Consider the following 25,767-nt stretch of genomic DNA (forward strand, 5'->3'; position numbering starts at 1 on the left):
CGTGCCTCTCTGCTGGGTTGCTCAGTTGATCGGACGTGTCCGTCCGATCAGTGATCACCGATGCGATGTGGGACCGAATTGAGCCCCTGATGCCGGCGGATCCGGTCCGCGGGCGGCGATGGGCCGACCACCGCCGCACTCTTGAGGCCATCGCGTGGAACTACCGCACCAACTCATTTTGGACTGACCTTCCCGATGAGCTCGGCTCCTTCCAGACCGCTCACAGGCGGCTGATCGGACAAGCCGTCGACGGGACCCGGCAAATGGTCCTCGCCGCTGTCCCTGATCTCCCCGTCAGCTTCGATGCCGCTCCCCACCTCGACAACGCGCATCCGACTCCGACTTCCCAGCCCACAGATGAGCTTCGGCCAACAGGCCGCACCTGCATTTCCTGCGACCGGTACGCCGGTCAGGAGTTCGGGCGCATGTCTGCGCCGTACGTGGTGCGGTAGTCCGGGACGACGATCCGGCTCGTCGGAGACTCCTGGTGGACCTGGGTGGTGAACGCGTCCAGGTCCATCACCGGGTCGCGGCGCGGGGGCTCGCTCAGCGGCTCCTCGAAGTTGTCCCAGTGGACGGGCACGACGACGCCGGGCCGGCCCAGTGCGCGCAGCAGCCGGGGCACATAGCGGGACGTGGAGGCGCTCGACGGCACCGCGACCATCGCCAGATCGGGGCTCAAACCCTGCACGGCCCGCTCGGAGAAGTCGCTGGCGCCCATCAGGAAGGCCGACGGGCCGCCGCTCCCGGCCGTCACCTGGAAAGCGAGAGTGTCGCCCTCCGGCAGGTCGGAGATGGTCCTCGGGACAGCAGCGGGCGGCGCATTCAGCGTGCCCGGAGCGAAGTAGGAGTGCCGCTTGTTGCGGCTGTGCAGGCTCGACACGACCTCGACGGTGAGCCCGCCGAAGTCCAGCACCTCGCCACCCTTCACCACCGAGATCTGTGCCGGGTCGACACCGAACGCGACCAGCAGATGGAAGGTGGTCTCCGTGCCGACGATCCGGGCGCCGGTGGACTTGGCGATGTGGGGCACATCGGCGACGTGGTCCCAGTGGGAGTGGCTGACCAGGACGATCTCGGGGTGGCCGATGTGCTCCCGCACCAGCCCTGGATCGGACCTCAGCTTCGTACCCGGCTTGAAGCCCCCGTCGAACAGGCCGGTCTTGAACCGGGTGAGGTACGGGTCGAAGAGCACCGTCCGGCCGTCGACGTCGATGCGCCAGCCGGAGGTGCCCAGCCAGCGGAAGGACGCCGAACCAGCCGCCGGGGCCCTACGGGGCGCCGCCGCGGAGACGGCGGTCGTGGCGGGAAGCAGCGGGGCGGCCGCGCCGAGCGCGGCGCCACGCAGCACCGTACGTCGGCCGAACCCCTGGATGCGCCGCTTCGGGCGCTGTGCGTCTGTGTCGTCGCTCATGGCGTCAGGAGATCAGGACTCCCCCCTCGCCGTCCAAGATCAGAATTCTGGGTTCCTCATATGCGGAAGCATATGAGTGCAGGTCAGAGTCCTTTAGCGCGGAGGAAGTCGACGGCGATCCGGGCCGAGGCACCGATCGCTGCGTCCACCACCGGACGCGAGGCGGCCAGATCTCTCGTACGGGCGAAGACGGAGACCGCGTAGCTGCCGCCGTCGGGATACCGGACGACCCCCGCCTCCATGTGCAGCCCGGGCAGAGTTCCCGTCTTTGCCGCGACCGTCGCCTCATCGGGAAACCCCGACACCAGCCGGTGCCGAAATGCCTGACACATCATCAGGTCACGTACGTGAGCGCACGCCTCGGGCGGGCCCGCCTCGTCACGCCAGACGAGACGCAACAACCGGGTGATCTCACGCGGCGTGCTGGCGTTGGTCCGCAGCGGGTCCAGCACACTCAGCCGTCTCTTGCGATCGTCCGGCAGAGCCGGGTAACGGAGGGCGAACTCCGCCTCGTCGCGGGCGCCGACCTCGGCGAGCATCGACTCCAGTACGTCACGGGGGCCGCCCACGATCCGAGTCCCGCCGAGCCCGAGTTCCCCGGCGAGAAGCCGCACCGTGTCCAGGCCGACCCGTGCCAGCAGCAGATCCGCCGCCGAGTTGTCGCTCACCGAGATCGCGAAGAACGCCAGATCGCGCAGCGACAGTTCGACGTCGTCGGCACATCCTGCCGTGCCCCAGCCTCCGAGCCGGTCGGCCGCCGTCACCCGCACCCGCTCCCGTGGGTCGAGCTGGCCGGCGGCCACCTGCCGGGCGAACTCCAGGACCAGCAGCACCTTGAAGACCGAGGCGATCACGACCGGCTCGTCCGCGCCGACCGCCACCTCCTCGGCGCCCGGCTCCGTGCCGACGGGGACCGCATGCAGCAACCCCTCGGCCCCCGCCCCCGCGAAGACCTCGCGGATCCGTTCCTCGACCATCGGTTCGCCTCTCACGTAAGGTCCGTGGCTGTGGATCTCTTGCGCCACCTGCGTATCTTCGTCGCCGTCGCCGACGAGCTGCACTTCAGCCGGGCCGCCGACCAGCTTGGCATGGCCCAGCCACCCCTCAGCCAGGCGGTACGCAGACTGGAGAAGGACCTCGGTGCCGAACTCTTCGACCGATCGCACCGCCAGGTCCGGCTGACCGCCGCCGGCATGGTGCTGCTGGACGAAGCCCGCGAACTGCTGGCCCGTGAGGAGCGGTTACGGACGCTGGCCCGCCGCGCCGGACACGGCGGCCTGGGCACTCTGCGTGCGGGCGTGCCCCCCGACACCACGGTCGCCATGCTCGCCGCCCTGCTCTCGGCCTGCGCGGAGCACTCTCCGGGTCTGTCCGTCGATCTCCAGGAGATCACCACTGAGGAACAGGTGCGGTTGCTTGCCTCCGGTGGGCTCGACGTCGGCCTCGTCCACCAGCCCGTGGACGCCACCGAACTCCGCCTCGGCCGGGAGGTGTGCGCGGAACTCGGCGTCGTCCTCCCCCGCACCTCACCGCTGGCGCGGCTCCCCGAGGTCGCGCTCGCTGAACTCTCCGGCCACGACCTGGTGCTCTTCCCCCGTGCCCAGGCCCCCGGCTGGTACGACCGGATCCTCGACACCTGCCGCGCCGAGGGCTTCGTGCCCGGCCGCCTCCGGCACGCCTCCAACCCCGAGTTCGTGCTGGCCCTCGTCCACGCGGGCCACGGCATCGCCTTCGACCAGGGGCCGGTGGCCCGCAAAGAGCCCCGCGTCGTCTGGCGGCCGCTGGCCGGCCGCCCCCTCACCCGGCGGACCACCGGGGCCTGGCCCGCCGGCCGGTCCGCCCACCCGGCCGCCCCCCACTTCGCAGAGCTCGCGGCCGGCGTGCTCGCCCGCGACCGTACGGCAGCAGCCCTGCGCCGCGACGACGGCCCGCACCCGCCCGACGGGCCGCCCCGCCCGTGGTCGGTGGTGTACGACGAGTCGAGCTGACGCCGCGTCGACCGGCTGCCCGCGCGAGACAGGCCGGGGCCCTGGGTACACGTCGCCCCCGCCGCCACCTGAGGTGAACTCCGCATTTCGCATGGCATGCATTTCGTCCGCGTCGGACTGGGGAAGCCCGCCTCGCGGGCGCGCGACCGTCCGAACGGGCCCTGGACGGCGCTACCCGACGCACGGCCTGTCGCTGCGCAAGGCGGATAAGGTCGTGGACCACGTCTTCACGAAGCCCGTTGACACCCTGGGGGGTACAAGGCATGCCTACGCCTGAGCAGATCTGGGCGGACGCCGATCTCCCCACCCGTCGGCTCGCCGGGCTGGCTCTCCACCCGTCCGTGCCGGAGAGCATCCTCCTGCGGCTGCTCTCCGACGCTCCGCTTGCCGCACGGATGGTGCTGTGCCGGGACCGGATCCTGCCCGACGCCGTCGTCGACGCGGTGATCGAGCACCCCGACACCTACACCCGCAGCTTCTTCGCCCGCAACCTCCATGTCGATCCGGCCCAGCGAGTTCGACTGGTGGACGATCCCGAGTGGTTCGTCCGCGCCCACCTGGCCGCAGGACCGCGGATGGCCGGCCTCGCCCGGCCAAGGCCCCTACCCGACGAGGCCGTCGTCCACATGATCAGCACGTACGACGACGAATTGCTGGGCGGTCCCTTCTACCAGCAGATCTCCACCAGGCTGCGCCGATCCATGCCCACCCATCCGATCGCGAAGGTTCGCCGCTGGGGGGTCGAGGCATGGGCATCGCTGTCCACAGACGTGCGGGCCGCCCTCCTCACAGACCCCGACGGCGAGGTCCGGGAGAGGGCTCAGCTGCATGCGCGCCTAGAGGATCCGGCGTGGGTGGAGAGTGCGCTCCCTGACCGACCGTGCCACGCCCGCACCGACCTGCTGCTCCACCACCCCCTCACCAGAGCTGTGGTGGAGGGCGTCCTCGCCAGGCCCGCCGGCAAGGAGGACAAGGCGATGATCGCCGTCAACCCCACCCTCCCTCCCGACGCGGTGGTCCTCCTGGCCGCCGACTCGGATCCGGAGGTACGGTGCCAGATCGCACAACGCGCAGACCTCGGACCCGCCGAGTGCCGCGCACTCGTCGCCGATCCGGAACCGGACGTGCGCGCGCAGGTGGCGTACCGCGCGGACCTGGGACCGGCCGAGCGCCGCACGCTCATGACGGACCCCCACCCCGACGTCCGGCTGGCCGTGTCCCTCCACCCCGCACTGAGCGAGGAGGAACGGGACCGGATCGACTACCAGGTCCCCATGGACCACCGCTTCGGCTTCCACCCCGCGTACGAGATAGTCCGGGACCCCGGGACCGTCCGCCGAAACGCACTCTCCAACCACCCAATGCTGCGCCGGGAGGCAGCCAGGGACCACCTGCTGCCACCGGACCTCGTCGCACGCCTGGCCGCCGACGACGATCTCGGCGTACGCGTCCTGCTGGCCCAAAATCATCCAGACGCCTCCGCGCCACTTCTGCTGCGCAGCTTCCTCGAGTACACCGGCCCCGAGCGCAGCCACCTCACCACCCGGCCGAACTTCCCGACCAACGGACTGGCCGCCTTCGCCGACCACGAAGACCCTGAGGTCCGGGCCTTGGCCGCACGCGACCCCGAAACTGAGCCGACAGCCGTGGAGCGGCTCACCCAGGACCCGGAATACGCCGTGAGGGCTGCGGCGACGCGCCACCCGAACCTTCCGCAGTACCGGCTGGCAGTACTCCTCGACGACGAGGAGCTGGCCCACGACGCGGCTGCGAACCCGGCGCTGGACTTGGACACGATCCGCCGGCTCGTTGAAGACGGCCGACGGGTAAGGCCGCCGGCGTAGCTGAACCTCCCGTTTGACTCCTGCGCTCCGCGAAGACCGAGTGGTGAAACACCGACGCAACGAGGCGTCACTCCGCCGATGTTCCTCGACCGGTCCCCCGTTCCGGTCGAGGCCCCGCGGGTGTGGAGTTCTGTCATCGCGAGATCAGCAGCATCCGCCTGCGGTGACCGGTTCGAGTTCATCGGTCTCGGCACCGGCCGGGGTGGTGCAGCACGTGCTGTTGTTCTGCTTGGTCAGGGCGTCGGCGTCGGCTTTGACCACGTACACCTCCCACGGCTCGCGGCCAGGGCCGTGGACCCACACCTTGTCCTGGACGGCGTAGCAACAGCTGGTGTCGTGCTCCTCCGTCGTCGCCAGGCCCTCCTGACTGAGCCGGGTGGTGGCTGCGTGGACGGCCTCAGTGCTGCCGACCTCGACGCCGAGGTGGTCCATGCGGGTGTCCTCGCCCTCGGCACCTTCGATGAGGACGAGCTTGAGCGGGGGTTCGGCGATGGCGAAGTTGGCATAGCCGTCGCGGAGCTTGGCCGGCTCGGTGCCGAAGAGCTTGGTGTAGAAGGCGACGGACTTCGCCAGGTCCGGGACACGCAGGGCGAGCTGTACGCGGGACATCACGTTCCTCCTGTGGGTAATTGAGCGGGTGGGTCGGGTCAGCAACCGCCGGAGGCGGCCGGGACGCCGACGCCGATCCGGATGGGGTAACGGGCGTGGACAGATCCGGTCCCGGCCCGCGCGGGAGACGCCGGCGACGCGGCAGTTGCTCGGTGGCGGTGGCGTTCATGCGATCCCCCTTGTGTTTCGACGTCCGTCGATCTCTTGCGTTTTCAGCATGGCATCTGTATCGATAGACGTCAACATAGACATCCATCGATTTGGGCTGTTTCATGGAGCACGTCGACGTCGCGGTCATCGGCGGCGGCCAGTCGGGCCTCGCGGCGGCGCACAGCCTGCCGCTGGAGGGCCTCACCGCCGTCGCTCTGGAGGCTTCGGACCAGACGGAGGGGTCATGGCCGCACTACTACGACAGCCTCACCCTGTTCTCCCCGGCCCGGTACAGCTCTGCCGGGGGTGCCGTTCGGCGGCGACCCCGGCCGGCACCCGCACCGCGACGAAGTGGTCGCCTACCTGCATCGGTACGCCGAGCGCCTGGACACCGACATCCGCACCCGGCACCGGGTCACGTCGGAGGACGCGCAGGGCGAGGGCTTCGCGCTCGGCCTCGCGGGCGGGCGGCAGCTCGGCGCGCGGGCGGTGGTGACGGCCACGGCGGTTTCGGCCGGCCGAACCGGCCCGCTCCACCCGGGCTCGACACCTTCACAGGCACGGTGCTGCACGTCTCGGAGTACCGAATGCCTGGGGCGTTCGCGGGGCAGCGGGTCGTGGTCGTCGGGGCGGGGAATTAGCGGCGCAGGTGGCCGCCGAGCTCGCGAACGTGGCGCGCGCGAGCCTGGCCAGCCGCAGCCCGGTGCGCTGGTTCTCGCAGAAGCCGCTGGGGCGGGACCTGCACTTCTGGCTCACCGTGACCGGCTTGGACGCGGCCCCGTTCGGCCGGTTCCAGCACCGTCCGGCCACGATGGCGGTGATCGACGACGGCCCTACCGAGCCGCCCTCGCCGCGGGCCGGCCGGATCGCCGCCCGATGTTCACCCACATCAACGGCTCCAGCGTCACCTGGACCGACAGCGCGAAGGAAGACGTGGACGCGATCATCCTGGCCACCGGCTACGCGCCGGACCTCGGCTACCTCACTCCGCGCAACGCCCTCGACGAGGCGATCCGGCCGCGACACCGCGACGGCACTTCGCTCACCCATCCCCGCCTCGCCCACGTCGGGCTGGAATGGCAGCGAAGCCTGTCGTCCGCATCCCTGCGAGGCGTCGGCCGCAATGCGCGCCGGAGCGCCCGGCGCTTGACTCTCGCCCTCGGCCGCTCGTGGCACTAGGCGGTTGATTCGACATGTGTCAACATAGACGTATGTCAAACGTTAAGGCGCTGCCGCTGCTGGAGACCGTCGTCGAGCCCTGCTGCCCGCCGCTCACCGAGCGTCCGCTGACCGCCGACGAGGCCGAGCGGACCGCCGTGATGTTCAAGGCACTGGGCGACCCGGTACGGCTGCGACTGTTCTCGGCCGTCGCCTCGCACGAGGGTGGCGAGGCATGCGTCTGCGACATCTCCGACGTGGGCGTCTCGCAGCCCACGGTCTCCCATCACCTGAAGAAGCTGAAGGAGGCCGGGCTGCTCTCCTCCGAGCGGCGTGGCACCTGGGTCTACTACCGCGTCGAGCCTGCGGTCCTGGCCGCGATGGGGCAGCTCCTGACCAAGGCATCCGCCGCGTGACCGCCTCCACCGTCGTGGTGCCGCTGACCGCAGACCACGCCGATGAGGTCGTCGCGATCTATCAGGCCGGTGTCGACGAGGGCAACGCGACGTTCGAGACGACAACCCCCACGTGGGCGGAGTTCGACGCGGCCAAGCTGCCCGAGCACCGCTTCGCCGCCGTCGACGAGACCGGGGGCGTGCTCGGCTGGGTCGCCGCGACCAAGGTGTCCGACCGCTGCGCGTACGCGGGCGTCGTCGAGCACTCGGTCTACGTGCATCCCGACGCCCGGGGCCGCGGCGTCGCCTCCACGCTGCTGAAGGCGCTGGTCGGGTCCACCGAGGCGGCGGGGATCTGGACCATCCAGTCCGGCGTCTTCCCGGAGAACGCCGCCAGCCTCGCCGTCCACGAACGGGCCGGCTTCCGGATCATCGGCACCCGCGAACGCATCGGCCGCCACAACGGCCGCTGGCGCGACACCGTACTGATCGAACGCCGCAGCCCCCACATCGACTGACCGGACTCAGCCGCGCTCGCCGAGGGTGAGCTGGCGGTGGTGAAAGTCGAAGTGCTGGGTGGGGTACCGGTAGAGGTCCGCAAGCGTCATGAAGTCCTTGAAGAACGGGTCCCACCGGACCGGATAGTGCATCCCCCGCGCCAGATCACGTTCGGACTCCTTCACGAGCCGCCGCGCCAGCGAATCGGTGATCCGGTCGAACGCGGCCCCCGTCGCGCGGGGCCCGAACACCCTCACCGCCCCGCACGGCCCCAGGTAGTTGATCACGTCGAAGGGCCTCGTCCTCGCGTCGAGTACCCGGGCGAACGCCTTGCTCGCGCTCCGGGGCAGGCGGCTGAAGCCGCGCGCGAGCCCCAACAGGACGCGGGTGACGCAGTAGCCGAAGAGCATGTGCCAGAGCAGCTGCCTGTTGGTCCAACGGGTGCCGCTGGTCGGGCGAGCGAGGTCGGCCGGCGTGGCCTCGTCCAGAAGCGCGTGAAAAGTCCGTCGGGCCCTGTCGTAGTCGTCGAGGACGGCCTGCCGTTCCGGCGATGAAGGACCGTATGCCATCACGCCGCTCCCGTTCCAAGCCCGAGTGCCGAGGTCTGGATTTTCTCACGCGCGCCGTGAGTTCGCGCACCTCCGACGAGTAGACACTGTCTACCTCCCCTGGTAGACAGTGTCTATGAACGAGCCGAACACGGGGCTGCGGTCTCGGCTGATCGATGTAGGGGTCGAGTTGGTGACGACGGAGGGCATGCAGGCGCTCTCCCTACGGGAGATCGCGCGGCGGGCGGGTGTGTCGCACGGGGCACCGCGCCGCTACTTTCCGACGCACCTGGAGCTGTTGTCGGCCATCGCGCGCCGGGGGTTCGAGGAGTTGGCGGGTCAGGGAATCGCGGCGCTCGGGGACGGCACCGCGAGCCCGCGCGAACAGATCGCGACGCTGGGGCGCGTGTATCTCGACTTCGCGCTCACCCACCGGGGCATGCACGAGTTGATGTTCCGTCACGATCTTCTGCAAAGCGACGAACTGGGCTTGCGCGACGTCAGTCTGCCGATCTTCTCCCTGCTGGTGGATCTCGTCCGACGGACCCGTCCCGACGCCGACGCCCCCCTCGTCGCGGGCGCATTGCTGGCGAACCTGTACGGCATCGCCCAGCTGTGGACGTGGGGCAGCCTCCAACTCACCACGGGCGCCGACGACGTCGTCCCCTTGCTCGACACCGCGCTGGAGGCACATCTGGGCAGGGAGTGCTGATGACGGCGTCCACGACGGAGGCCGGCGTCAATCGCGGCAGGCCGATATCCGCGCGGCACCGCCGTCTCACGCTCGCCAACAGTGTGCTCGGCGCCGTGATCGTCGCCCTCGACGGGACGGTGCTGATGATCGCCCAGCCCACCCTGCGGCGTGATCTCGACGCGTCCCTCACCGAGATCCAGTGGACCAGTACCGGCTATCTCAGCGCAGTGGCGGGGCTGTTGGTGTTCGCGGGGCGGATCGGCGACCGGTTCGGTCATCGACGAGTCTTCGCCTGGGGGCTGCTGGGGTTCGGTGCGGCCTCGGCGGGGATCGGGTTCGCACCCGAAGTGGGATGGGTGATCGGGCTGCGGGTTGTCCAGGGCATCTTCGGCGCGCTGTTGCAGCCCGCCACGTTGGGAATGCTGCGGGCCGCGTTCCCGCCCGACCGGCTGGGGATGCCCATAGCGCTGCGGACCAGCGCCATCGGCGTCGCGGCCGCGGCCGGTCCGCTGGTCGGCGGTGTGCTCGTCGCCCAGCTGGGCTGGCGGGCGGTGTTCCTCCTCAACGTCGTACCGGCGCTGGTGATGGGTCTCCTGGCGCTGGCGGTGCGTCCCCCGGAGACCGAGCGGACGGGGCAGGGGCCCGCACCCCGGCTCGATCTGCCCGGCGCCGCGCTGCTCGCCGTGGCCCTGGCGGCTTTCGTGCACACGCTGGTCGGGATGCCGGAGGACGGCTGGACGGCGACCGGAGTGGTCGGCCTGCTGATCGCGGCCGTCACGTCCGCTGCCCTCATCCGCCATGAACGGCGTACCGCCGACCCACTGTTGCCGCCGGCCTTGCTCGGGTCGGTGACCGTGAGTGCGGCACTCGGAGTGCTGGTGGCCGCGTCGGCGGCGATGCTCGGCGCGCTGTTCGTGTGCAGCTTCGTCCTGCAGGACGTCCTCGGCATGGACCCGCTGCGCACCAGTCTCGTCGCGCTGCCCGGCGGCGTGATGATGGTGCTCGGTGCGCCGCTGTCGGCCGTACTGCTGCGCCGATGGGGCGCCCGTCCCACCGCCCTCGCGGGGACGGTGCTGCTCACCACTGGGATCCTGGCGCTGTCCCGGCTAGGCCCCGGGTCGTCGACGGTGCTGGTCGGCACTGGGTTCGTGCTGCTGGGAGCCGGTTTCGGCGCGCTGATGGTCACCGCGACCGCAGTCGTCGTACGGCACGTGCCGTCGGAGTCGGCCGGAGTGGCGGGCGGGCTACAGCAGACCGCGATGAACATCGGCCCGACGCTGGGAGTTGCGGCCGCGACCACGCTGATGCCCCTCGGCACGGGCCCCGCACTCCTGGTCCTGGCCGGCGTGGCCGCGCTCGGCGCTCCTCTTGCCGTACGAATGCCCCGACTCGCCCGCGGGTGATACCCGTCTCGGGATCGGCGCGGCCAGGGCCTCGTCACCCTCGCGTATCCGCTCGATCGGCGTGCCCGCACCGTCGCCCATGAGGACCGGAGTTCCGGCCGGGAAACTGTTGTCCTTGCGTCGGTGTCGAGTCCGGACGCGCCGGAGCTGATCACGTTTACAGCTGTGTGGTACGTCGCGACTCCACCATCCGTGCTTTGGGGAGTGTGTGGTCTCTGGTACTGGCAGGCCGCTGTAGCTACCGCCGGGGTAGACCCCTAGCCGTGCGCCCGCCGCACGCTCGTGGTGAGCTGCCGCTCTCGTGGGGCCCGGCCAGGGTGCCGGTCACCTTCGATCCCCTGCCGACGATGCCGGGCAGGGCCTGGGCTTCAGCCCTTCCCGAACTCCTCGGCCAGGCTGCTACGACGCACGCCCCCTGGCCCTTGCCAGGCGCGTGATCAGGCGGGGAAAGGTCAGTAGAACATCCACGCCGGGACCAAGTCGCCGTTGACAGAGAACATCACTTCTCCGGCCACGCACGGTGGATCTACATTCGCGACAGCGGCCGCTTGGGTGGGGTCTCCGTAATTGCCCATCCAGCGCCAGCGCTTGATCGACCTCTGCGCAGCAATGCGTTGCTTGATTTCCGCCCCTTCCTCTACAGAAAGGACTCGGTCAGCAGCGATTTCCTCGTTTGAGTTCTCCATGGCGCTCCTCCTCATGCCGTAGCGGTTGTAGCGGTCAGCCAGCAGTTGACTACAGCATGTGCCCAACCGCACCGATGCGCTAGACACAAGATCGGCGTGTCGGCCGGAGGAGCAGGGTCCACCGAATTGGCTCCTGAGCTCGGCCGGAGCCCAAGAAGGCCACTCAACCCGGAGGCGAACGGCGTGGGCCGAAGCCAGAATTACTGCCCGAGGGGAAGCAGGGTGCGGACCCACCTTCGCCGAACGCCGGAGCTGCTCGACTGGTGGCACTTCCTGGATCGAGCGCAGGGGATCGTTTCTTCAGGTGAAACCGAGCGCCCGCTTGGGTGAGCGAACGGCTCGCGCTCTCTCCAGGAGGTCGCCCCTGGATATAACCGGCTGTGCAATCAAGAGTTTGTGCGTGCTGCGACGGCCGTGACCTTGCTGCCCTTCCGTTTACCGTGACGACCCGTCGCACGCACTGGATACTGCGGCCGCCCTGGCGTGGTTCACCGAAAGTCCCCCGCTTCACCGTCGTCTACGTACGAAACGGCCCCCTGAGCACCTTCCCGGCCCCTTTCGGCCACTGGGCCGCACAGGCTACGCGCACGCCGCCAGGGATGACCCCTTGTCGACGTGGCACCCGGACCGGATTGGGAGAGCAGTCATGTCAGATGAAGAGCCCGTCAATCCAGCTGGTCGCGAGGACGAAGACGCCTTCGACCTCGTGTACCGGGCTGACCGGCGCGAGGGAGCAGCGGCGGGGATCGAGGTGCACCCGCTGCCCGGCGATGCCAGGTACAACGACAAGGGTCGGCCCAAGTACCTGGACGAGCCCGAACCGCAACATGCTCGGGACAAGATCGACCTCAAGCTACGCGAATGGCTTGCTGACCGATCCGGTGATGAGTACGAACAGATCGTGGTCGTCTTCGCGGATACGCTCACGATCCCGCGCTTTCCCGAACCTGCGACCGGCGAGCCGCGGGATTCGGACCTCAACCGTCGGCTCCTGGAGCGGGCACAGGAGTTGGTGCGTTCCGTCGAAGCGCAGCGCGCACCGGGTTACGAGCGGCTGGAGGCTGAGCTGGCCCACTACGAGGCCACGCCCCTGGAGCGGTTCTGGATCATCAACGGTCTTGTGGTGGAGATGCCGCTGAGATCAGTGGAGCGCCTCGCACGGCGCGACGACGTCGTGTCGGTCGAGGCACGCTACTCCGGCGAAGAACCCGGTCAGGACGAGGTGGACGACGGGCGGGCCAGCATCGTCTCCGACCACTTCGGGCTGGGCGTCAACGGCGGCCCGATCGGGATCCTTGACACTGGCGTGCGGGCCGGCCACACGCTGCTCTTCAACCCGTCCCACATCATCTCCACCAGAGACTGCGTCAACGGCGACGCCAACTGCAACCAGCCCGGTTCTGGCTTCGACTCGGGTGACGACTGCTGGAACCATGGCACGTCGATGGCCGCGATCATCACCGGCAACGGCAATCAGGGAAATGACTTCCGGGGCGTGACCGGGATGGGCGTCGACAGCTTCAAGGTCTATCCCAGTGGCTGCGGACTCCTGGACAACCAGGCGGCGGTGCGCGGCTTCCAAGCCGCCGTCGCGGCCCTGGACCGAGTGATCGTGACAGCGATGCAGCGGTTCGCCGACCATCTGAGCGCGCTGGCCCAGGCAGCGGACGCGGCGTTCGACGCCGGCGCAGTGGTGATCTCCATCGTCGGGAACTACGGCCCCGGCCAAGCCACCGTGGTGGCCCCTGGTAACGCGCGCCGAGTGATCGGTGTCGGCGCCTACGACGTACAGACCGGCGCCCAGTACGCCGTCCAGAGCCGCGGCCCCACGGCTGACGCCCGCTACAAACCGGACATTCAGTGCCCGACGAACACCGAGACGGCGAGCAACGCCTCGGACACTGCGAGACACATCTTCACTGGCACGAGCGGCGCCTCTCCCTACGCCGCCGGTGCTGCGGCGCTCGTACGCGACTGGCTCAGAGGGTCGAGCGACACGATCGACCCGGGTCACGTCTACGCGCACCTCATCCTCTTCGGCCAGAACCCGTATCCGTTCGACAACACCTCCGGCGCCGGTCCGCTGCGCCTGCTCTCGGGCGGCCTGTGGTGGTGGGGGAAGACGAGCGTGGGCCACCAAGAGACGGTCGACATCGGCTTCGGCATCGGTGGTAGCGGCAGCCTCCCCGACCTGCTCGACGCCGCGATCTGGTGGCCCGATCCCGCCGCCGCCCACAGCGACCTCGACCTGTACCTGGTCCGCCCCGACGACGGCAGCATCGAGGGAAAAAGCATCACAAGCGTCAGCGTGTTCGAGAAGTGCCGGGTTGTGGGAAACGTAGGCGGCGGCTGGCTGCTGCGCATCCGCGGCTACGACGTCCCGTCAGGCCCTCAGACGGTCTACTGGACTGCTCGCATGCGATGGACATGAGGTAGCCATGGGTTCACAACAAGTCGTCCCACGGCCAGCCTACGCAGACCCCTACCGGGCCGACCGCGTAGTCGCACAACGGCAGCCTACGAAGCCGATGTGTCCTGGCAGATGCCGCGCTTCCGGCGCTTGAGGACCTCACACCGCGTCATGAAGTCCAGACGGCCATTCAGCCGCCAGGCAGCAGGACAGCAGGGCGACCGTTGCCGATCCGGAACATGCCAGGTCTGGTGACGCCGGTCGCCCGGTCGGAAACTCGGGACATGCCCCGCCGCCGGATCACCACCACCACCGCCGCCGTCGCCCTCGCGCTGACCATCGCCGGCAGAGTGACGCACCTTCACCTCTCCGGTTCCTCCAGTGGCCACCGCACCCCGGGCATACCGCAGGGCACTCCGCCGGTCGAATCGGACGGCAAGGCGCCGGACGTCGCACCGGCCGTGTGCGCCGCACCGCCTGACGCCTCGGCGCGCACCGCCGTCCGGCCGGCCTCGAAACGGCCGGTCAACCGCGCGGATTTCAACGGCGACGGCTTCACCGACCTCCACCTCGACGCCTGGTACCGCCCGAAGGAGGGCGGTGGCTGGCTGCACCACCGAGCCGTCGTCCCCGGCTCGGCGCGAGGCATCGCCCCGGCGGCCGGCGTCTCGCTGAGCCTCCCCGGACTCGACCCCGCGACCAGCACCCGCCCGCTGGTCAGGAACAGTGCCGCCCACCTCACCGGGGACCTGGACGGCGACGGCCTGGCGGACCTCGTCGTCCAGAGCCTGTTTCACAACCGCGAGCGCTCATGGACCGGACAGAGCATCGTCTGGGGCAGGGGGAAGGGCACGCCCCGCGCGGTGCGCCTCCCCGCCGAGTACCCGCTGTTCTCTGCGGTCGGCGACTTCGACGGAGACGGAGCGCTGGATCTCGTGGGGCTGCGGGACGGGCGTGAGGTACGGCCTGTCGGCTTCCACGAGCCGCGCCTCTCGGCGTGCCTGACCGTCCTTTACGGGCCGTTCAGCCGCACCGGCGCATTTGGCAGGACCGTCGCCGTCGAGGCGACCCAAGGTGGATACGTGGGAGTGTCCACTCTCGTCACCGGCGACTTCGACGGAGACGGCCGCGATGATGTGGTCACCCGCGGTGGGTTGCCGATGGCGGCACAGGATCAGGACGTGTCAGACGGGTACGACGAGGACCGCCTGCCACGCGGCCTCGTGGACACGCGGTACTACCGCGGTACGCCCGCCGGGCCGGCCGTCGCCTCCTTCCCCACGCTCGTGGGCAAGGCTCTGCCACTGGCGGACCGCGACCGCGACAGGGCCACGCCGCTGCTCACCGCCGGGAATCTCGACGCCGACCGGTTCATGGACCTCATCCTGACCGACGGCACGATCCTGCACGGCGGCCCGCACGGTCCCGGTGCCCGCACCAGCCGACTCCCCGCCCCCTACGACGCCGAGGGCGAGGAATCACCAGGGACGCTGCTGACCACCGGCTACACCGGAGGGCCCGTCCTCGCCGACCTGAACGGTGACGGCCGGGACGACCTGGTGAACCGGGACTCCCGCAGCAAGCCGGCAGGCACCGTTACCGTTCTGCTCTCGCGGCCGAACGGCGGTTACAAGCCCCCACTCACCATCGATCGCTACCGGCTCGGTCTACCCAGCCGTCCCAGGCACAGTGCGGACGCCGACAACTTCGGCTGGGACATCGCCGCCGCCGACCTCAACGACGACGGCCGCGCCGAACTCCTCGCCGGATACCGGGGCTTCTCCAAGCCGCGCGAGGAACACGGATACTGGTTCTTCCCCGGAACAGCCGACGGCCCGGACATCAGAATGGCGCGGTTCGTGCCCGTACGGGACCTGGGCACAGGGTGACTGGCTCACCAGCACCTTCTATGCGCGTGCCGGGCTTCGCGCCGCATCGCCCACAGCGCCGGCCCGTTCCCCGGCAGCCGAAGCTTCTCTTGCACGGTCAAGCCGAAGTGCCCGTCGAGACAGCCGCAGCCGAGATGACGGCCCAGACCGACGAGCCGCTGCGCCTACTGGCGGCCGCCGACGGCAAGGGACGGATCGCGCTGCGCATTGCGGGCACCTCCCCCCAAGGAGCACAAGCAGTTCACCCGACGGGCCACCGTGCAACGCGCCGCCGGGTAGAGGGAAGCAGCCGATGCCCGGGTCGTGGCCTCCCGTGAAGTCGAGTCTGCGGCGGCCCCCGGGGCAGTGGACGTCGTCCTGCTCCTGGGCGTGCTCGCCGGTGCGGATGGGACCGGGTTTTTGGGCTTTCTGACTGCTCATCACACAGGCGCGCGCATATCCGGCAGACCGGTCGACTTCTGCGAGTTGCGAGAGACCTCGACGCAAACGCGCGTGTCGCGGCCATCGTGGTGGCTACGGGATGGCTGTCGGACGGCAGAAGAGTCCTCAAGTCGGCACGCCGGGCACCCGGGCACTGAAGTCTTCGTGCGGCGACCTGCACCACATGCGCCGCACCAAAGAGAGTATCCGACCACGCCCACTCCAGGCCGCACCATTCTTTCACTCTTCGTATCTGCGGACACGCAGAATGAAAGAGGTTCTCACGTGTTTGCACTGTCAATTGCCCTGCGGTCAGGGGCCTAGCGTGGAAATGACGAATCATCGTCCTCCTCCAAAGAGCTCCAAACAGTCAGGAGTGATCGCGGATGACAGTCACGGCACAGAAGCGCGAAGCGTGGGCGCAAATACAGGCCCGCCCAAACACCCCGGACCTCGCAAGGTACCTCGACGAGGGACGCCCGCCGGTGAGCGGCGCCGTGCGTCCTCTCGAACCCGAGGTCCCCGTCGTCCTCGATGGCGAAGTATTCGAGGACCTCGAGCGGCTCAACGCCATCATGAGGAAGCAGGCAATCTACACCACTCGGCTGTCCGACGGAGGCGCCGTCGCTCTCGGAGTCTTCACGGACCGAGCGGCGATGCTCTCCGAGGCGCACTCGCTGGACAGAGAAGCGGCGTTGGACTTCGGGCTTCCCACCTTCACCAGGGTCTGGGAAGACGCCAACGAGGGCGGAGACCGTCTTGAACTGGAGCACGGCTTCCACTGGCCGAACCTCCTGAATGTCCCCAGGGGATTTCTCCACACGCAGAACTGGAACGACATCGTGTCGTCAATCAGCGTCTGCGCGTTCGACGTCGATCTCTTCTGGGACATCAACCTGTCAGGGCCTCAGTTCTTCGTTCCGGCAGGCAACCGTTTCCCGGACCTGAATGCCTTCGGGTGGAACGACGCGGTGTCTTCCTTCATCTGCTGGGAGTAGCAGGACAATTCATGCGGCCGGCCAGAGCAGGTCGGCTCCGCTTACGCCGCCGTCGTCTTCGGTAGACCGCCGTGCACGGCGGCGGCGTGCAACCTGAATACCGGCCCGCCGTCGGGTGGTGGTAGCAGGTTGCATTGCGCGTCCAGCGCCAGCCAAAGGCAGGTTCACTGAGACGCAGTTGGCACGTAGACCTGCAAGCCGACTACGGCGGTATCCACTCGTTGCCACAGTCGTACCGGCCGCAGGATCGCTCCTGACGCACGAGGAGAGCACAGCCCCCCCGGTCGCCGGACCGGAACTCAAGCCGCCGCGGCGCGGAACGTGCTGGGACTCATGCCCTTGTGTCGTTTGAACGCGACACTGAAGCCGAAAGCGTCGGCATAGCCGACGGACCTTCCGATCTGAGCGATGCTGAGGTCGGTGTCGGTCAGCAGCGCCTCGGCCTCGTCCATGCGACATTCCGTGAGGTAGGCGAGGGGCGGACGGCCCATCAACTTGGTAAAGCGCTTGGCGAACAGCGCCCGGGAGACACCGGCTCGAGTGGCCAGCGACGCCACCGTCCATGCCTCGGCGGGCCGGTCGTGGAAGGCCTGCAGCGCGGGAGCGAGGACCGGGTCGGCGAGACCCCGGTACCAGCTGGGCGCGTCGGCGCCGGCCTGGTCGAACCAGCTGCGCAACGTGCACACCAGGGCCCAGTCGAGGAGCCGGTCCATCAGCGCCTGCGAACCGGCGGAGAGTTGGGCGGCGTCGGCGGCGGCCGTCTCCAGCCAGGCACAGACCTCGGCCTCCTCCTTGACCACCAGGACGGGCGGCAGAGCACGCAGGAGACGCTCGCAGCTGTGGCCCGATGCGCGGTAGGCGCCCACGATCAGCGCGGTCGCCTCCTGCGAGTCGGTGCCCCAGTGGATACCGCCGAGTTCCTGGGCGGTGCACTCGGTGTCCGTGGTGAAGCAGGCGATCTCGTACGCCGCATGGGAGCTGTGGACCGTGGCGGGATGGTCCGCGAGATGGAACGGTGCGGGGCCGCGCACGATGGCCGTATCGCCCACGCCGACCGCTCGCTCGGTGCCGTCGGGCAGCAGCAGGGTGCCCCCGCCGCGCAGCACGCTGATCATGATGAGCGGTGCGTCGTCGGCGAAGCGGATGGTCCAGGGCGCCGTCAGTACGGCGTGGCTGACGACCGAACCCTCGGCCCGGATGCCACTCAGCAGCGAACTCAAAGGATCCACAGAACGCATCGTAGACGATCTCCTATGTTTCCGAGCGTTTCTCCCATGGATCATCCAAGTCGCCGTGGCTGTAATGGATTTATCGCATCGACCGAGACCAGCCGGGAGACACAGTGACGCAGCATGACAGCCAGGCCAGGACAGCCCTCGTGGTCGTCGCACACCACCGCACCGATTCCCTCACTGCGCACACGGCCCGCCGTGCCGCCGCCCGGCTCGAAGCCGCCGGCTACCGCATCGATCTGCTCGACCTGCACGCCGAGGGGTTCGACCCGCGGATGAACATGTCGGACCAGCCGGACTGGGGCAACAGGGAGAAGACGTATTCGGACGAAGCGCACGCCCATATGCAGCGCATCCTCGACGCCGATGTCGTCGTCGCCGTCTTCCCGGTGTACTGGCAGAGCGTGCCCGCCATCCTCAAGGGCTGGATCGACCGCGTATGGAACTACGGGTTCGCCTACGGCCGCAGCAAGCCCCGCCTCGCCGGCAAGCGCATGCTGTGGCTGGGCCTGGCCGGCGCCACGGCCGACGATCCCATCGTGGAGGGGATGCAAACCGTCCTCGAAACCAATCTGAGCGAAGGCATCGCCTATTACTGCGGCTTCTCCCATTCCACCGTCGCCCTGCTCACCGACGCGGAGGATCGCCCGCAGCGCGTCGACGCCGAAGGCAACCTCCTAATCGGCGAAGCGGTCGCGGGCGCTGAGCGAGAGGCGCAGTACGCCGATCTCGACCGTCGTGCACGGGAGTTCGTGGAGGGCTTCGTCGCCGAGGAACTCGTGGCGGCCTGACCGCCAGGGAGCCGGCGGCCCGTACGCACCCCGGGCCCCGGGCCTGTATCCGTGTGTCGGCCGTCCTCGCCGTGCGAGGCGTACGTCAGGGGCGCAGGCCAGTGTGTGCGAGGGCGACCGCGCTGAGGGTGGCGATGACCTCCTGGTCGCCCCGGCGCCAGGCGTCAGCGAATCCGCCGGGCGGCGTGGGCAGCTTGACGAGGGCGGCCGGCGGGCCGGTGAGAACGCGCAGGGCGAGCAGATCGGCGCCGCCCGGCGCGTCGGCGAGACGCCGGACGATCACGCTGCGGCGAATCCAGAGCAGGCGCGGGGGGAGCCACAGAACCAGGATGAGGAGCACGAGGATGACGATGAGAGCCGCAGTCGTCACATCGGCGACCCGGGTGACGGATTCCTGGATCGATTCGCCGGCGTCCGCGAAGCCGGTACTGGCATCGGCTGCGGACTGGAGCGGCTTCTTCAGGACGTCGCCGATGAGCGGTACGTCCGACGCCGCGTCTCCGGCGTTGCCCAATTCCTCCGCGAGGCCGTCTCCGGAGCTCTCGACCTTCCGCCCCGGCTCGGCCAGCAGCATGATCATGTCTCGGACGAACAATGCCGCCCACACCGTGAGGGCGATCAGGGTCACGGCGATCAGGTCCACGAGCACCTGGCGGTTCCGGCGTGCGGGAGTCTGGGCGTAGAGGCGCAACGGCGGGCTCCTGTTCTGTTCAGGGCGTCGAGCAGAATCGGCCGTCCCGCCGGCGAATCGGCCGGCCGGTCGTCGGGGTCAACTCTTCCACCCCGCTCCCCCGGCAAACGTGCAAGACGCGGACCCTGGCCGGCCCGGCGCCACGGTAGCCGCGACGCACCACGCTCCGGGGCCGGAACCGGCCCCGGAGCGGGACTTCCCCCGTGCACTTGGAAGCGTCGGGCGGCCAGGAGCACCGTTCAGGCACTCAGGCACTCAGGCACTGTATGGCGCGGTAGAGGCGCAGCTCGCGCTGTGTGGTCAGGGGCGGGAGGCCGGCCAGGATGAGGCGTCGGGCGCGGGGGGCTTTTGTCGGGCAGCGGCGTGCGGCTTTGCACGGGCTTGCGAGGGCGGTGGGGCGCGGCAGGATATCGGCCAGGATGTGGCCGGTGCGCCCTGGCAGTTGGTGCCCGCCGGCCTGAATGTGGCCGGTGCGCCCTGGCGGTTGGTGCCCGCCTTGCGGACGCCCGGCAGCGGATCACCCTCGCCATGTGCGTCGGGAGCCGACGCCTCGTCCTGGAGGTCGGCTGCCGCCCGACCCGTGACCGCTGCCCCGACCCGAGCGAACGGGCCGGGACACTGCCTGTTTACGCGTCAAAGGATGCGCCAGGCGACGGCGTAAGGCTGAGCGAACAGGGTGATCCTATGAGCTCTGACGACGACCTCGGCCTCCCCGGCGGGGACATCCTGCCAGTGGACCTGCTCGACGTTGTTGACGCGGTCGAAGCCGGAACCCGTACCCATGTTGCCGTGGCGTTCCTGACCGTCCGCGCGGACGATCAGGTCGAGGTCGTTCTGCAGGGCTGCCCCAGGGGGGTCCGTCCAGACGACGGTCACCTTCAGAGTGCGGGCCCCTCCCTCCGGAACGGTGATGTGGAAGGCACGCTCCTCCCCCTGGTCCAGTTCCCCGGCGTCGGTGAAGCCCGCCCGGCCGGCGTCGGTCGGCAGGACGACGGCACGCTGGAGGTTGACGAGGCCGAAGCCGGAGCTGTTGTTCGGCGACGGGCCCGCCTCGCTGGGGTCGTACTGACCGGCCAGTTCGTCGGCGCCGTTGATCAGCATGGCCTTGATGAGCGCGGCGCTGGGCTTCGGGGTGCCGTTCTTCACGAGCGTCTCGCGCAGCACCGCCACACAGCCGGCCACCAGCGGGGTGGCCATGCTAGTACCGCCTTGGAACATGAACGCGGGGTCCGTGGAGACACCGAAGTTCTGGGAGGCCGGCGCCAGCCGCGAGCGGGCGGACAGGATCGACGTGCCGGGGGCGACGACATCGGGCTTGAAGCGTCCCTCCTGGGACGGGCCGCGGCTGCTGAAGGCTGCCATCCCGTGGGGGCTGTCCGCCATCTTGTCGCCGTTGATCGGCGGGACCGGCCACCGGAACTGTCCGTTCTTCAGCTGACCGTACGTCTTGGAGAACTCGGGTCGGTTGCCCTCGCTGGCTCCCACGGTGATGACGTTCTTGGCCGCGGTCTCCCCGCTGACGGACCTCATGTTGATGCGTCCGTCCCCGTCCTGGTCCGTACCGGAGTTGCCCGCGGCGAAGAGGATGACGAAGTCCTTGTTGTCCCAGACCATCCGATCGGCCTCTTTGGCGGCCTGGTTGTAGGGCAGCCCCGGGGTGACCGGGCCCCACGAATTGGTGTGGATCCGCGCCCCGTCCTCCAGGAAGGGCGGTTCGAACAGCTTGCGGAGGTTGCTCGGGATGCCGGAGAGAAAGCCATTCTCGTCCATCACGGATTGCAGGACCAGTCTCGCCTCCGGAGCCGTTCCGGTGACGGGTCCGCCCATCGACGCCGACGTGCCGTCGCCGAGGACCGAGCCCGCCACATGGGTGCCGTGCCCGTCAGGGTCGTCCATCCGCTCGGGGCTCGTGCGGCCCAGGGCGACCAGCCGCTTGACCCGGCCGGTGAAGGCGGGGTGCACATTGGTGGTCGAGCCCTTGTCGAAGCCGGTGTCGGCGACGCACACGATCTGGCCCTCGCCCCGGAACTTCGTGCCGTTGAGCGACACGTGGGCGTTCAGCAGGGTGCCCGAGACGGTGTTGTACAGGACCCGCTCGGGGACCTCCTCGATCTCCTTCACCTCGTCGAGCGAGGCGAGGGCGGGCAGGTCCTCATCGCGGATCGTGATGCGGACCTTCTCGCCGTCGTTCTGTACGTCGCCGTAGCTGACTCCGGCCGCCGCCGCGATCCGGTCCCGCAGTCCGTCCTCACTCATGTCGACGTCCTCGTGCAGGACGATGTCGACGAGGCGGGGTCGCGGACCCGCACCGCCCAGAGGCTCGGCCAGTTCGGCGACGCCCGTGCGCAGCCGGGCCGAGCGGAGCGACTGGCCGATCTTGAAGCCGTTGAGGTACACGTCCGCCCAGGCCACGAAGGGCAGTGCGCGTACGGCGTCCAGATCGCTCGGCCGGTAGCCGCACAGATAGGTGTCGTCCGGAACGTATTCCTGGAGCACCACGCCGAGTTCCGAGAGCTGTTCCTTCTCCTCGGGCGTGGGTGGGTGTGTGGTCTGTACGAGCAGATAGTTGGACGCGGAGGCGTCCTCGGACACCAGCGATGCGGCGACCAGCTCCTCGGACTGGAGCAGTGGGTCCACCGTCACGCCGTTGATGGTGATACGGGCCATGCCGAACTCCCGGAGAGTGTGGGGGGATGCAGAAGGGCGCGCACCTGGCAGCCGTGGCGCGCCCGGCACTGCCCGCGCCGACACCCACATGGCCGAAGCCCGTCCGGACCGGCGGCATGCCAGGCCGCGTGGTTCCTTCCGTTCGACCAACACGCTAGGCGGGCGAGTGCCCACCTGCACGCCGAGCCCGGCCGGAGGCCCCCATCTGGGCTCGGTATTGGTCAGGGAGGGCGCACGACAGCAGCATCGGCCTGGACGCCACGCCTGCGCGGGGCGCGCGGAGGCGTGGAGTCGATCTCCGGGCCTGCATGGCGCCGGCGGAGCTGCTGCCTGCGACGATGCGCTGGTGAGCCATGAGTTTGCGGTGTGGGACGGCAACCGTCCACTCGATGCCGACCAAGCGGGCTCGACCTACGACGAGCTCTACGAGCACTACATGTAGGCCTACTGCCGCGCATCGTGGCCTACGTGGAAGCTCTCGTCGCGCGATACCCAGACGATATCGACCGCGGTGACGTAAGGGCGTCTCCGGGTCATCGAGGAGGTATCGGGCCCGATCGTGGACATGCTTATGTCCCATGGCAAGGCTGAAGAGGTGTCCGAGTACGCCGCTGCACTGGCTCGCGAACACGGGCTCATCTGCTTCGACCCGCAGGGAGTGCCGCGTTCTACCTCCGTGCGACCAGACCCGTGGCGCCGAGGGAGACGGTGGACAGGGCGAAACAGAAGTGAGCGCCGGCCGCGACGTCCCGGTCGGTCGTCGGAGTTACTTCCCCGCCCATCGCCGGGACGCTCAGGAGCAGCATGAGGAGGCCACGGCGTACAGGGCGGCGACCGAGGCCGCACGCAGCCACAGAGCCAAAGTTCGGTTCTCGGGTATCAGGGCTGACCCGACGCCGACAAGGCGCCCGCCGCCCTGCTGGAGATGCTCCTGCACATGCTGGGCGTTGCGCCGGACGACGCCCGCTTACTCGCCCGTCGCGGCCTTCCCAGCCCCAGGTGCGGCCCGCGTTCGGTCGGCGCAGACTGGAATTGTGTGGCCCGGATGGAGGCGGTTGCACCATCACCGGGCTCGTCAGCCGCGCGGAATGCGCCCAGCGAGCACGCCGCATGGCTCTCCCAGCCTTGCCGGGCAAGTGTCGTTGACGAGGGATTGACCATGTCAGTGCCAGGTCGGCAAGCCGTTCGCCTCCTGGTCGTGGCGTTCCTCGTCATTGTGGTTTCACTCGCTGCGGCCGGGGCGCAGGGCAGGGGCAGGTGCGGGACGGTGCCCGTACAGGGGGTGGCAATCGCGGGAGCATGGGCTGTCGGGCAATCCGCTCCTGATCGTGACTACTGCGACAGTTGTCCCTCGTGCCCCGAGTGTTCGGGCGAAGGGGAGGGAAACGTAGATCCCCCGAATCCTCCTCCTCCGCAGCCCCCTCCTCCCCCGCAGCCGCCCCCTCCGGAACAATCTCCTCCGCCCGAACAATCGCCGGAAGTTCCTCCAGAAGTACCTCCCGAGGTCCCGCCGGAAGAGCGTCCGGAAGTACCTCCACCGGTACCACCAGAAGTGCCTCCGCCGACACCCGACTCTCCGGCCGTGCCACCCGGGGTCGAGCCTCCCGGCACCGATGGATCCGACACCGACGCCCCGGACACGGACGTCCCCGGCACCGAAGACCGGGCGCCGGACGGTGACGAAGAGTCCGGAGCCTTGCCGATCGTCCTCGTACTGCTGGGCACCGCGATGGTCACCACGGCCGCCGTCGTCGGTGTCCGTCACCGGGGTCCGCGCTGGGTACACCGCCATGTGCACGCCGTACTGCGCAGCGGTCCCGGCCTCGACAGCGTGCGCCAGATCCGCGACTCGGATACGCCGGACCGCACGGTGCGGCTGGAGCCTCGCCGCGACCCCGGCGAGCAGATCATCCAGGAGGAGGACGATCAATGGCGACCGTGACGAGTCCCCCGGAACCCATGTCTGTACGGGCCCTCCTGTTCGGGGAAGAGAGCGGGAGTACCATCGACGCCCTCGCCGGTCATCTGCACGAGCGCCATGTCGCCGAGACGCTGTCGAATGGTGCCCGACGTATGCCAGGTGCGGCAGGCCGCGCTGTCGAGCGTGAGATCGCCGCCGTCGTCAACGGGTTCCTCGCCATGGATCTGCTCGACCTGCTGGGCGCGGGCTGGCGCAAACACTCGGCTCTCACGGCAGCCGCTCGCCGCACCCACGACGCCCCCGACAGCGAGGAGCTCGTCGCTCTGACAAGTCATCACATCACGTCGACCCACCGTCCCTGCGTCGACTTGATCATCGATGGCGTGAGGGCGGGGACGATCGACCTGGCGGTCACAGTCGACTTCGACCTCAACGGAGTTCTCGCCGTCGTCCGGGACGCTCGTCTGGCCGCCCTGCGGTCCGGGGAGTGCACGGTGACCGGGACGCTGGGGATCCAGGAGAACACGGTGGCCAGCCGGTACCGCAGTCTCGATGTACCGGGCGCGATACGGCTCCGGTCGGGACTGCCTCTCCTCACGCCGGAACAACTCGCCTCCGCGAGCGGCCCCACTCCCGAGTCCATCGCGGCGGTGACCGGCTTCCGCACGTGGCTCGAATCCCATGCCGAGGAGAACGCGGCACTCGGCGACCTGGCCCGGGCCAACCCCGAGACGCTGGAGAACCTGCTGAGGGCAGGAGAGCATTACTGGGTCCGTACGCGATAGGCGCGGAACCGGTGGGGCCGGCGGCGGTCGACGGTCGGCATGTCCCGCCATGCCGGGATGCATTCCCGTCGAAGGCGCCCGGCCAGGTCGACTGGGGCGGGGCAAGGTCGACGGCAGTCGTAATCAGAATCGTTGATTTTTCGCCGTTTTTTCGAATCAATAGTTGACCGTGATCGGGTGGTTGTTTCCAGATGCCTCCGTCTCCCGCTTGGGCGACAATCGATATAGATGCACGGCTTCTCGATGCGAAACGAGGGAAGACAGTGGACCTCAACACTGATTTGACCGATGCGCAGAAGCAAGCCTTCAAGGACAATGCAAACGATCTGGAGAAGATGCAATATCAACTGGATGAGGTGCGCAGAAAGGCTTTGTCTCGCCTGGACAGCGCGGGCGTAGTGGGCGGAACCGGCATACTTAACTGCCTGGCCTGCATCGGGTGTGAGGGATGGTCAGAGGGCCGCGACGGCAGATGCGACAATTGCCCGCACGGTTTCTTCTCTCACAACGTGATATAGCGGACTAGCGACTGTCCGAGGCCAGGGTAAACCTACGTAACCCATCTTCGGCCGGAGT

At 69.0% G+C, this 25,767-nt stretch carries 24 protein-coding genes and 1 pseudogene; 16 read left to right on the forward strand and 9 right to left on the reverse strand.

Translation table 11 applies throughout. The annotated features are described in order from the left end of the window. Positions 1-35: 35 nt before the first annotated feature. Positions 36-281: pseudogene (locus AS594_RS42725) on the forward strand (transposase); the annotation flags it as partial. Between the two features lie 128 nt (positions 282-409). Here the strand turns inward: AS594_RS42725 and AS594_RS01910 are convergent. Then, on the reverse strand, positions 410-1,414 hold the full coding sequence (locus tag AS594_RS01910; RefSeq protein WP_069933598.1) for an MBL fold metallo-hydrolase: 1,005 nt from the start codon (positions 1,412-1,414) through the stop codon (positions 410-412). 83 nt (positions 1,415-1,497) lie between these two features. Beyond that, positions 1,498-2,391, reverse strand: a complete 894-nt coding sequence (locus AS594_RS01915) for a serine hydrolase (protein ID WP_069933597.1) — start codon at positions 2,389-2,391, stop codon at positions 1,498-1,500. A 39-nt stretch (positions 2,392-2,430) separates the two neighbouring features. On the opposite strand from AS594_RS01915, the gene AS594_RS01920 reads away from it, so the two are divergent. Both AS594_RS01920 and AS594_RS01925 read left to right on the forward strand, forming a co-directional pair. Further along, positions 2,431-3,402, forward strand: coding sequence for a LysR family transcriptional regulator (locus AS594_RS01920; RefSeq protein ID WP_069934014.1), 972 nt, complete (start codon positions 2,431-2,433; stop codon positions 3,400-3,402). Positions 3,403-3,665: 263 nt separating this feature from the next. Beyond that, the gene (locus AS594_RS01925) at positions 3,666-5,246 is read left to right on the forward strand and encodes a hypothetical protein (protein WP_069933596.1); all 1,581 of its coding nucleotides are present in this window, start codon (positions 3,666-3,668) and stop codon (positions 5,244-5,246) included. A 144-nt stretch (positions 5,247-5,390) separates the two neighbouring features. Here AS594_RS01925 and AS594_RS01930 read toward each other — a convergent pair whose 3' ends face one another. Together AS594_RS01930 and AS594_RS47490 are read right to left on the reverse strand one after the other, a co-directional pair. Continuing rightward, the gene (locus AS594_RS01930; protein WP_069933595.1) at positions 5,391-5,855 is read right to left on the reverse strand and encodes an ArsI/CadI family heavy metal resistance metalloenzyme; all 465 of its coding nucleotides are present in this window, start codon (positions 5,853-5,855) and stop codon (positions 5,391-5,393) included. Between the two features lie 417 nt (positions 5,856-6,272). Beyond that, positions 6,273-6,542: a hypothetical protein gene (locus AS594_RS47490; protein WP_338120225.1), complete on the reverse strand. Its 270-nt coding sequence runs from the start codon at positions 6,540-6,542 to the stop codon at positions 6,273-6,275. 26 nt (positions 6,543-6,568) lie between these two features. Between AS594_RS47490 and AS594_RS47495 the strand changes: the two genes are divergently transcribed. The 4 genes from AS594_RS47495 to AS594_RS01945 all read left to right on the forward strand — a co-directional run bounded on the left by AS594_RS47495 (position 6,569) and on the right by AS594_RS01945 (position 8,076). After that, complete coding sequence (locus tag AS594_RS47495; protein WP_338120207.1) at positions 6,569-6,646, forward strand: hypothetical protein; 78 nt, start codon at positions 6,569-6,571, stop codon at positions 6,644-6,646. A gap of 235 nt (positions 6,647-6,881) precedes the next feature. Further along, the gene (locus tag AS594_RS47500; RefSeq protein ID WP_338120133.1) at positions 6,882-7,184 is read left to right on the forward strand and encodes an NAD(P)/FAD-dependent oxidoreductase; all 303 of its coding nucleotides are present in this window, start codon (positions 6,882-6,884) and stop codon (positions 7,182-7,184) included. Between the two features lie 32 nt (positions 7,185-7,216). Then, positions 7,217-7,579, forward strand: a complete 363-nt coding sequence (locus AS594_RS01940; protein WP_069933594.1) for an ArsR/SmtB family transcription factor — start codon at positions 7,217-7,219, stop codon at positions 7,577-7,579. Beyond that, a complete protein-coding gene (locus AS594_RS01945) occupies positions 7,576-8,076 on the forward strand; it encodes a GNAT family N-acetyltransferase (protein ID WP_069933593.1) in 501 nt (166 codons plus the stop codon). The genes AS594_RS01940 and AS594_RS01945 overlap by 4 nt, the downstream gene beginning before the upstream one ends. A 6-nt stretch (positions 8,077-8,082) precedes the next feature. Here AS594_RS01945 and AS594_RS01950 read toward each other — a convergent pair whose 3' ends face one another. After that, positions 8,083-8,625: a DinB family protein gene (locus tag AS594_RS01950; protein WP_069933592.1), complete on the reverse strand. Its 543-nt coding sequence runs from the start codon at positions 8,623-8,625 to the stop codon at positions 8,083-8,085. Between the two features lie 115 nt (positions 8,626-8,740). Between AS594_RS01950 and AS594_RS01955 the strand changes: the two genes are divergently transcribed. Together AS594_RS01955 and AS594_RS01960 are read left to right on the forward strand one after the other, a co-directional pair. Next, the gene (locus tag AS594_RS01955; RefSeq protein ID WP_069933591.1) at positions 8,741-9,316 is read left to right on the forward strand and encodes a TetR/AcrR family transcriptional regulator; all 576 of its coding nucleotides are present in this window, start codon (positions 8,741-8,743) and stop codon (positions 9,314-9,316) included. Then, positions 9,316-10,701, forward strand: coding sequence for an MFS transporter (locus AS594_RS01960; protein WP_069933590.1), 1,386 nt, complete (start codon positions 9,316-9,318; stop codon positions 10,699-10,701). The genes AS594_RS01955 and AS594_RS01960 overlap by 1 nt, the downstream gene beginning before the upstream one ends. A 452-nt stretch (positions 10,702-11,153) precedes the next feature. Here the strand turns inward: AS594_RS01960 and AS594_RS40690 are convergent, their stop codons facing one another. Further along, positions 11,154-11,387 carry a hypothetical protein gene (locus AS594_RS40690; protein WP_079148348.1) on the reverse strand — a complete coding sequence of 78 codons (234 nt, stop codon included), beginning with the start codon at positions 11,385-11,387 and terminating at the stop codon, positions 11,154-11,156. Positions 11,388-12,033: 646 nt separating this feature from the next. Here AS594_RS40690 and AS594_RS01965 point away from each other — a divergent pair. The 3 genes from AS594_RS01965 (at position 12,034) to AS594_RS01975 (ending at position 17,104) form a co-directional block, all read left to right on the forward strand. Next, positions 12,034-13,818 carry a S8 family serine peptidase gene (locus AS594_RS01965; protein WP_079148347.1) on the forward strand — a complete coding sequence of 595 codons (1,785 nt, stop codon included), beginning with the start codon at positions 12,034-12,036 and terminating at the stop codon, positions 13,816-13,818. A gap of 263 nt (positions 13,819-14,081) precedes the next feature. Further along, positions 14,082-15,686 carry an FG-GAP repeat domain-containing protein gene (locus tag AS594_RS01970; RefSeq protein WP_069934928.1) on the forward strand — a complete coding sequence of 535 codons (1,605 nt, stop codon included), beginning with the start codon at positions 14,082-14,084 and terminating at the stop codon, positions 15,684-15,686. Positions 15,687-16,492: 806 nt separating this feature from the next. Beyond that, entirely contained in the window at positions 16,493-17,104 is a 612-nt protein-coding gene (locus AS594_RS01975) for a hypothetical protein (protein WP_069933587.1), read from the forward strand. 299 nt (positions 17,105-17,403) lie between these two features. On the opposite strand, the gene AS594_RS01980 is transcribed toward AS594_RS01975, so the two are convergent. After that, positions 17,404-18,333, reverse strand: coding sequence for an AraC family transcriptional regulator (locus AS594_RS01980; RefSeq protein ID WP_420877764.1), 930 nt, complete (start codon positions 18,331-18,333; stop codon positions 17,404-17,406). A gap of 113 nt (positions 18,334-18,446) precedes the next feature. Between AS594_RS01980 and AS594_RS01985 the strand changes: the two genes are divergently transcribed. After that, a complete protein-coding gene (locus AS594_RS01985; RefSeq protein ID WP_069933585.1) occupies positions 18,447-19,127 on the forward strand; it encodes an NAD(P)H oxidoreductase in 681 nt (226 codons plus the stop codon). An 85-nt stretch (positions 19,128-19,212) separates the two neighbouring features. On the opposite strand, the gene AS594_RS01990 is transcribed toward AS594_RS01985, so the two are convergent. Together AS594_RS01990 and AS594_RS01995 are read right to left on the reverse strand one after the other, a co-directional pair. Further along, entirely contained in the window at positions 19,213-19,818 is a 606-nt protein-coding gene (locus AS594_RS01990) for a hypothetical protein (RefSeq protein WP_069925354.1), read from the reverse strand. 633 nt (positions 19,819-20,451) lie between these two features. Next, on the reverse strand, positions 20,452-22,485 hold the full coding sequence (locus AS594_RS01995) for a S8 family serine peptidase (RefSeq protein ID WP_069933584.1): 2,034 nt from the start codon (positions 22,483-22,485) through the stop codon (positions 20,452-20,454). Between the two features lie 1,582 nt (positions 22,486-24,067). Between AS594_RS01995 and AS594_RS42735 the strand changes: the two genes are divergently transcribed. From AS594_RS42735 to AS594_RS43800, 3 genes are all read left to right on the forward strand, one after another. After that, positions 24,068-24,427, forward strand: coding sequence for a hypothetical protein (locus tag AS594_RS42735; protein ID WP_107358000.1), 360 nt, complete (start codon positions 24,068-24,070; stop codon positions 24,425-24,427). Further along, a complete protein-coding gene (locus tag AS594_RS02010; protein WP_069933582.1) occupies positions 24,415-25,191 on the forward strand; it encodes a hypothetical protein in 777 nt (258 codons plus the stop codon). The genes AS594_RS42735 and AS594_RS02010 overlap by 13 nt, the downstream gene beginning before the upstream one ends. 263 nt (positions 25,192-25,454) lie before the next feature. After that, positions 25,455-25,709, forward strand: coding sequence for a hypothetical protein (locus tag AS594_RS43800; protein WP_141746880.1), 255 nt, complete (start codon positions 25,455-25,457; stop codon positions 25,707-25,709). The last annotated feature ends 58 nt before the right edge of the window (positions 25,710-25,767 follow it).

This window comes from Streptomyces agglomeratus (assembly GCF_001746415.1).
In the GTDB taxonomy this organism is placed as follows: domain Bacteria; phylum Actinomycetota; class Actinomycetes; order Streptomycetales; family Streptomycetaceae; genus Streptomyces; species Streptomyces agglomeratus.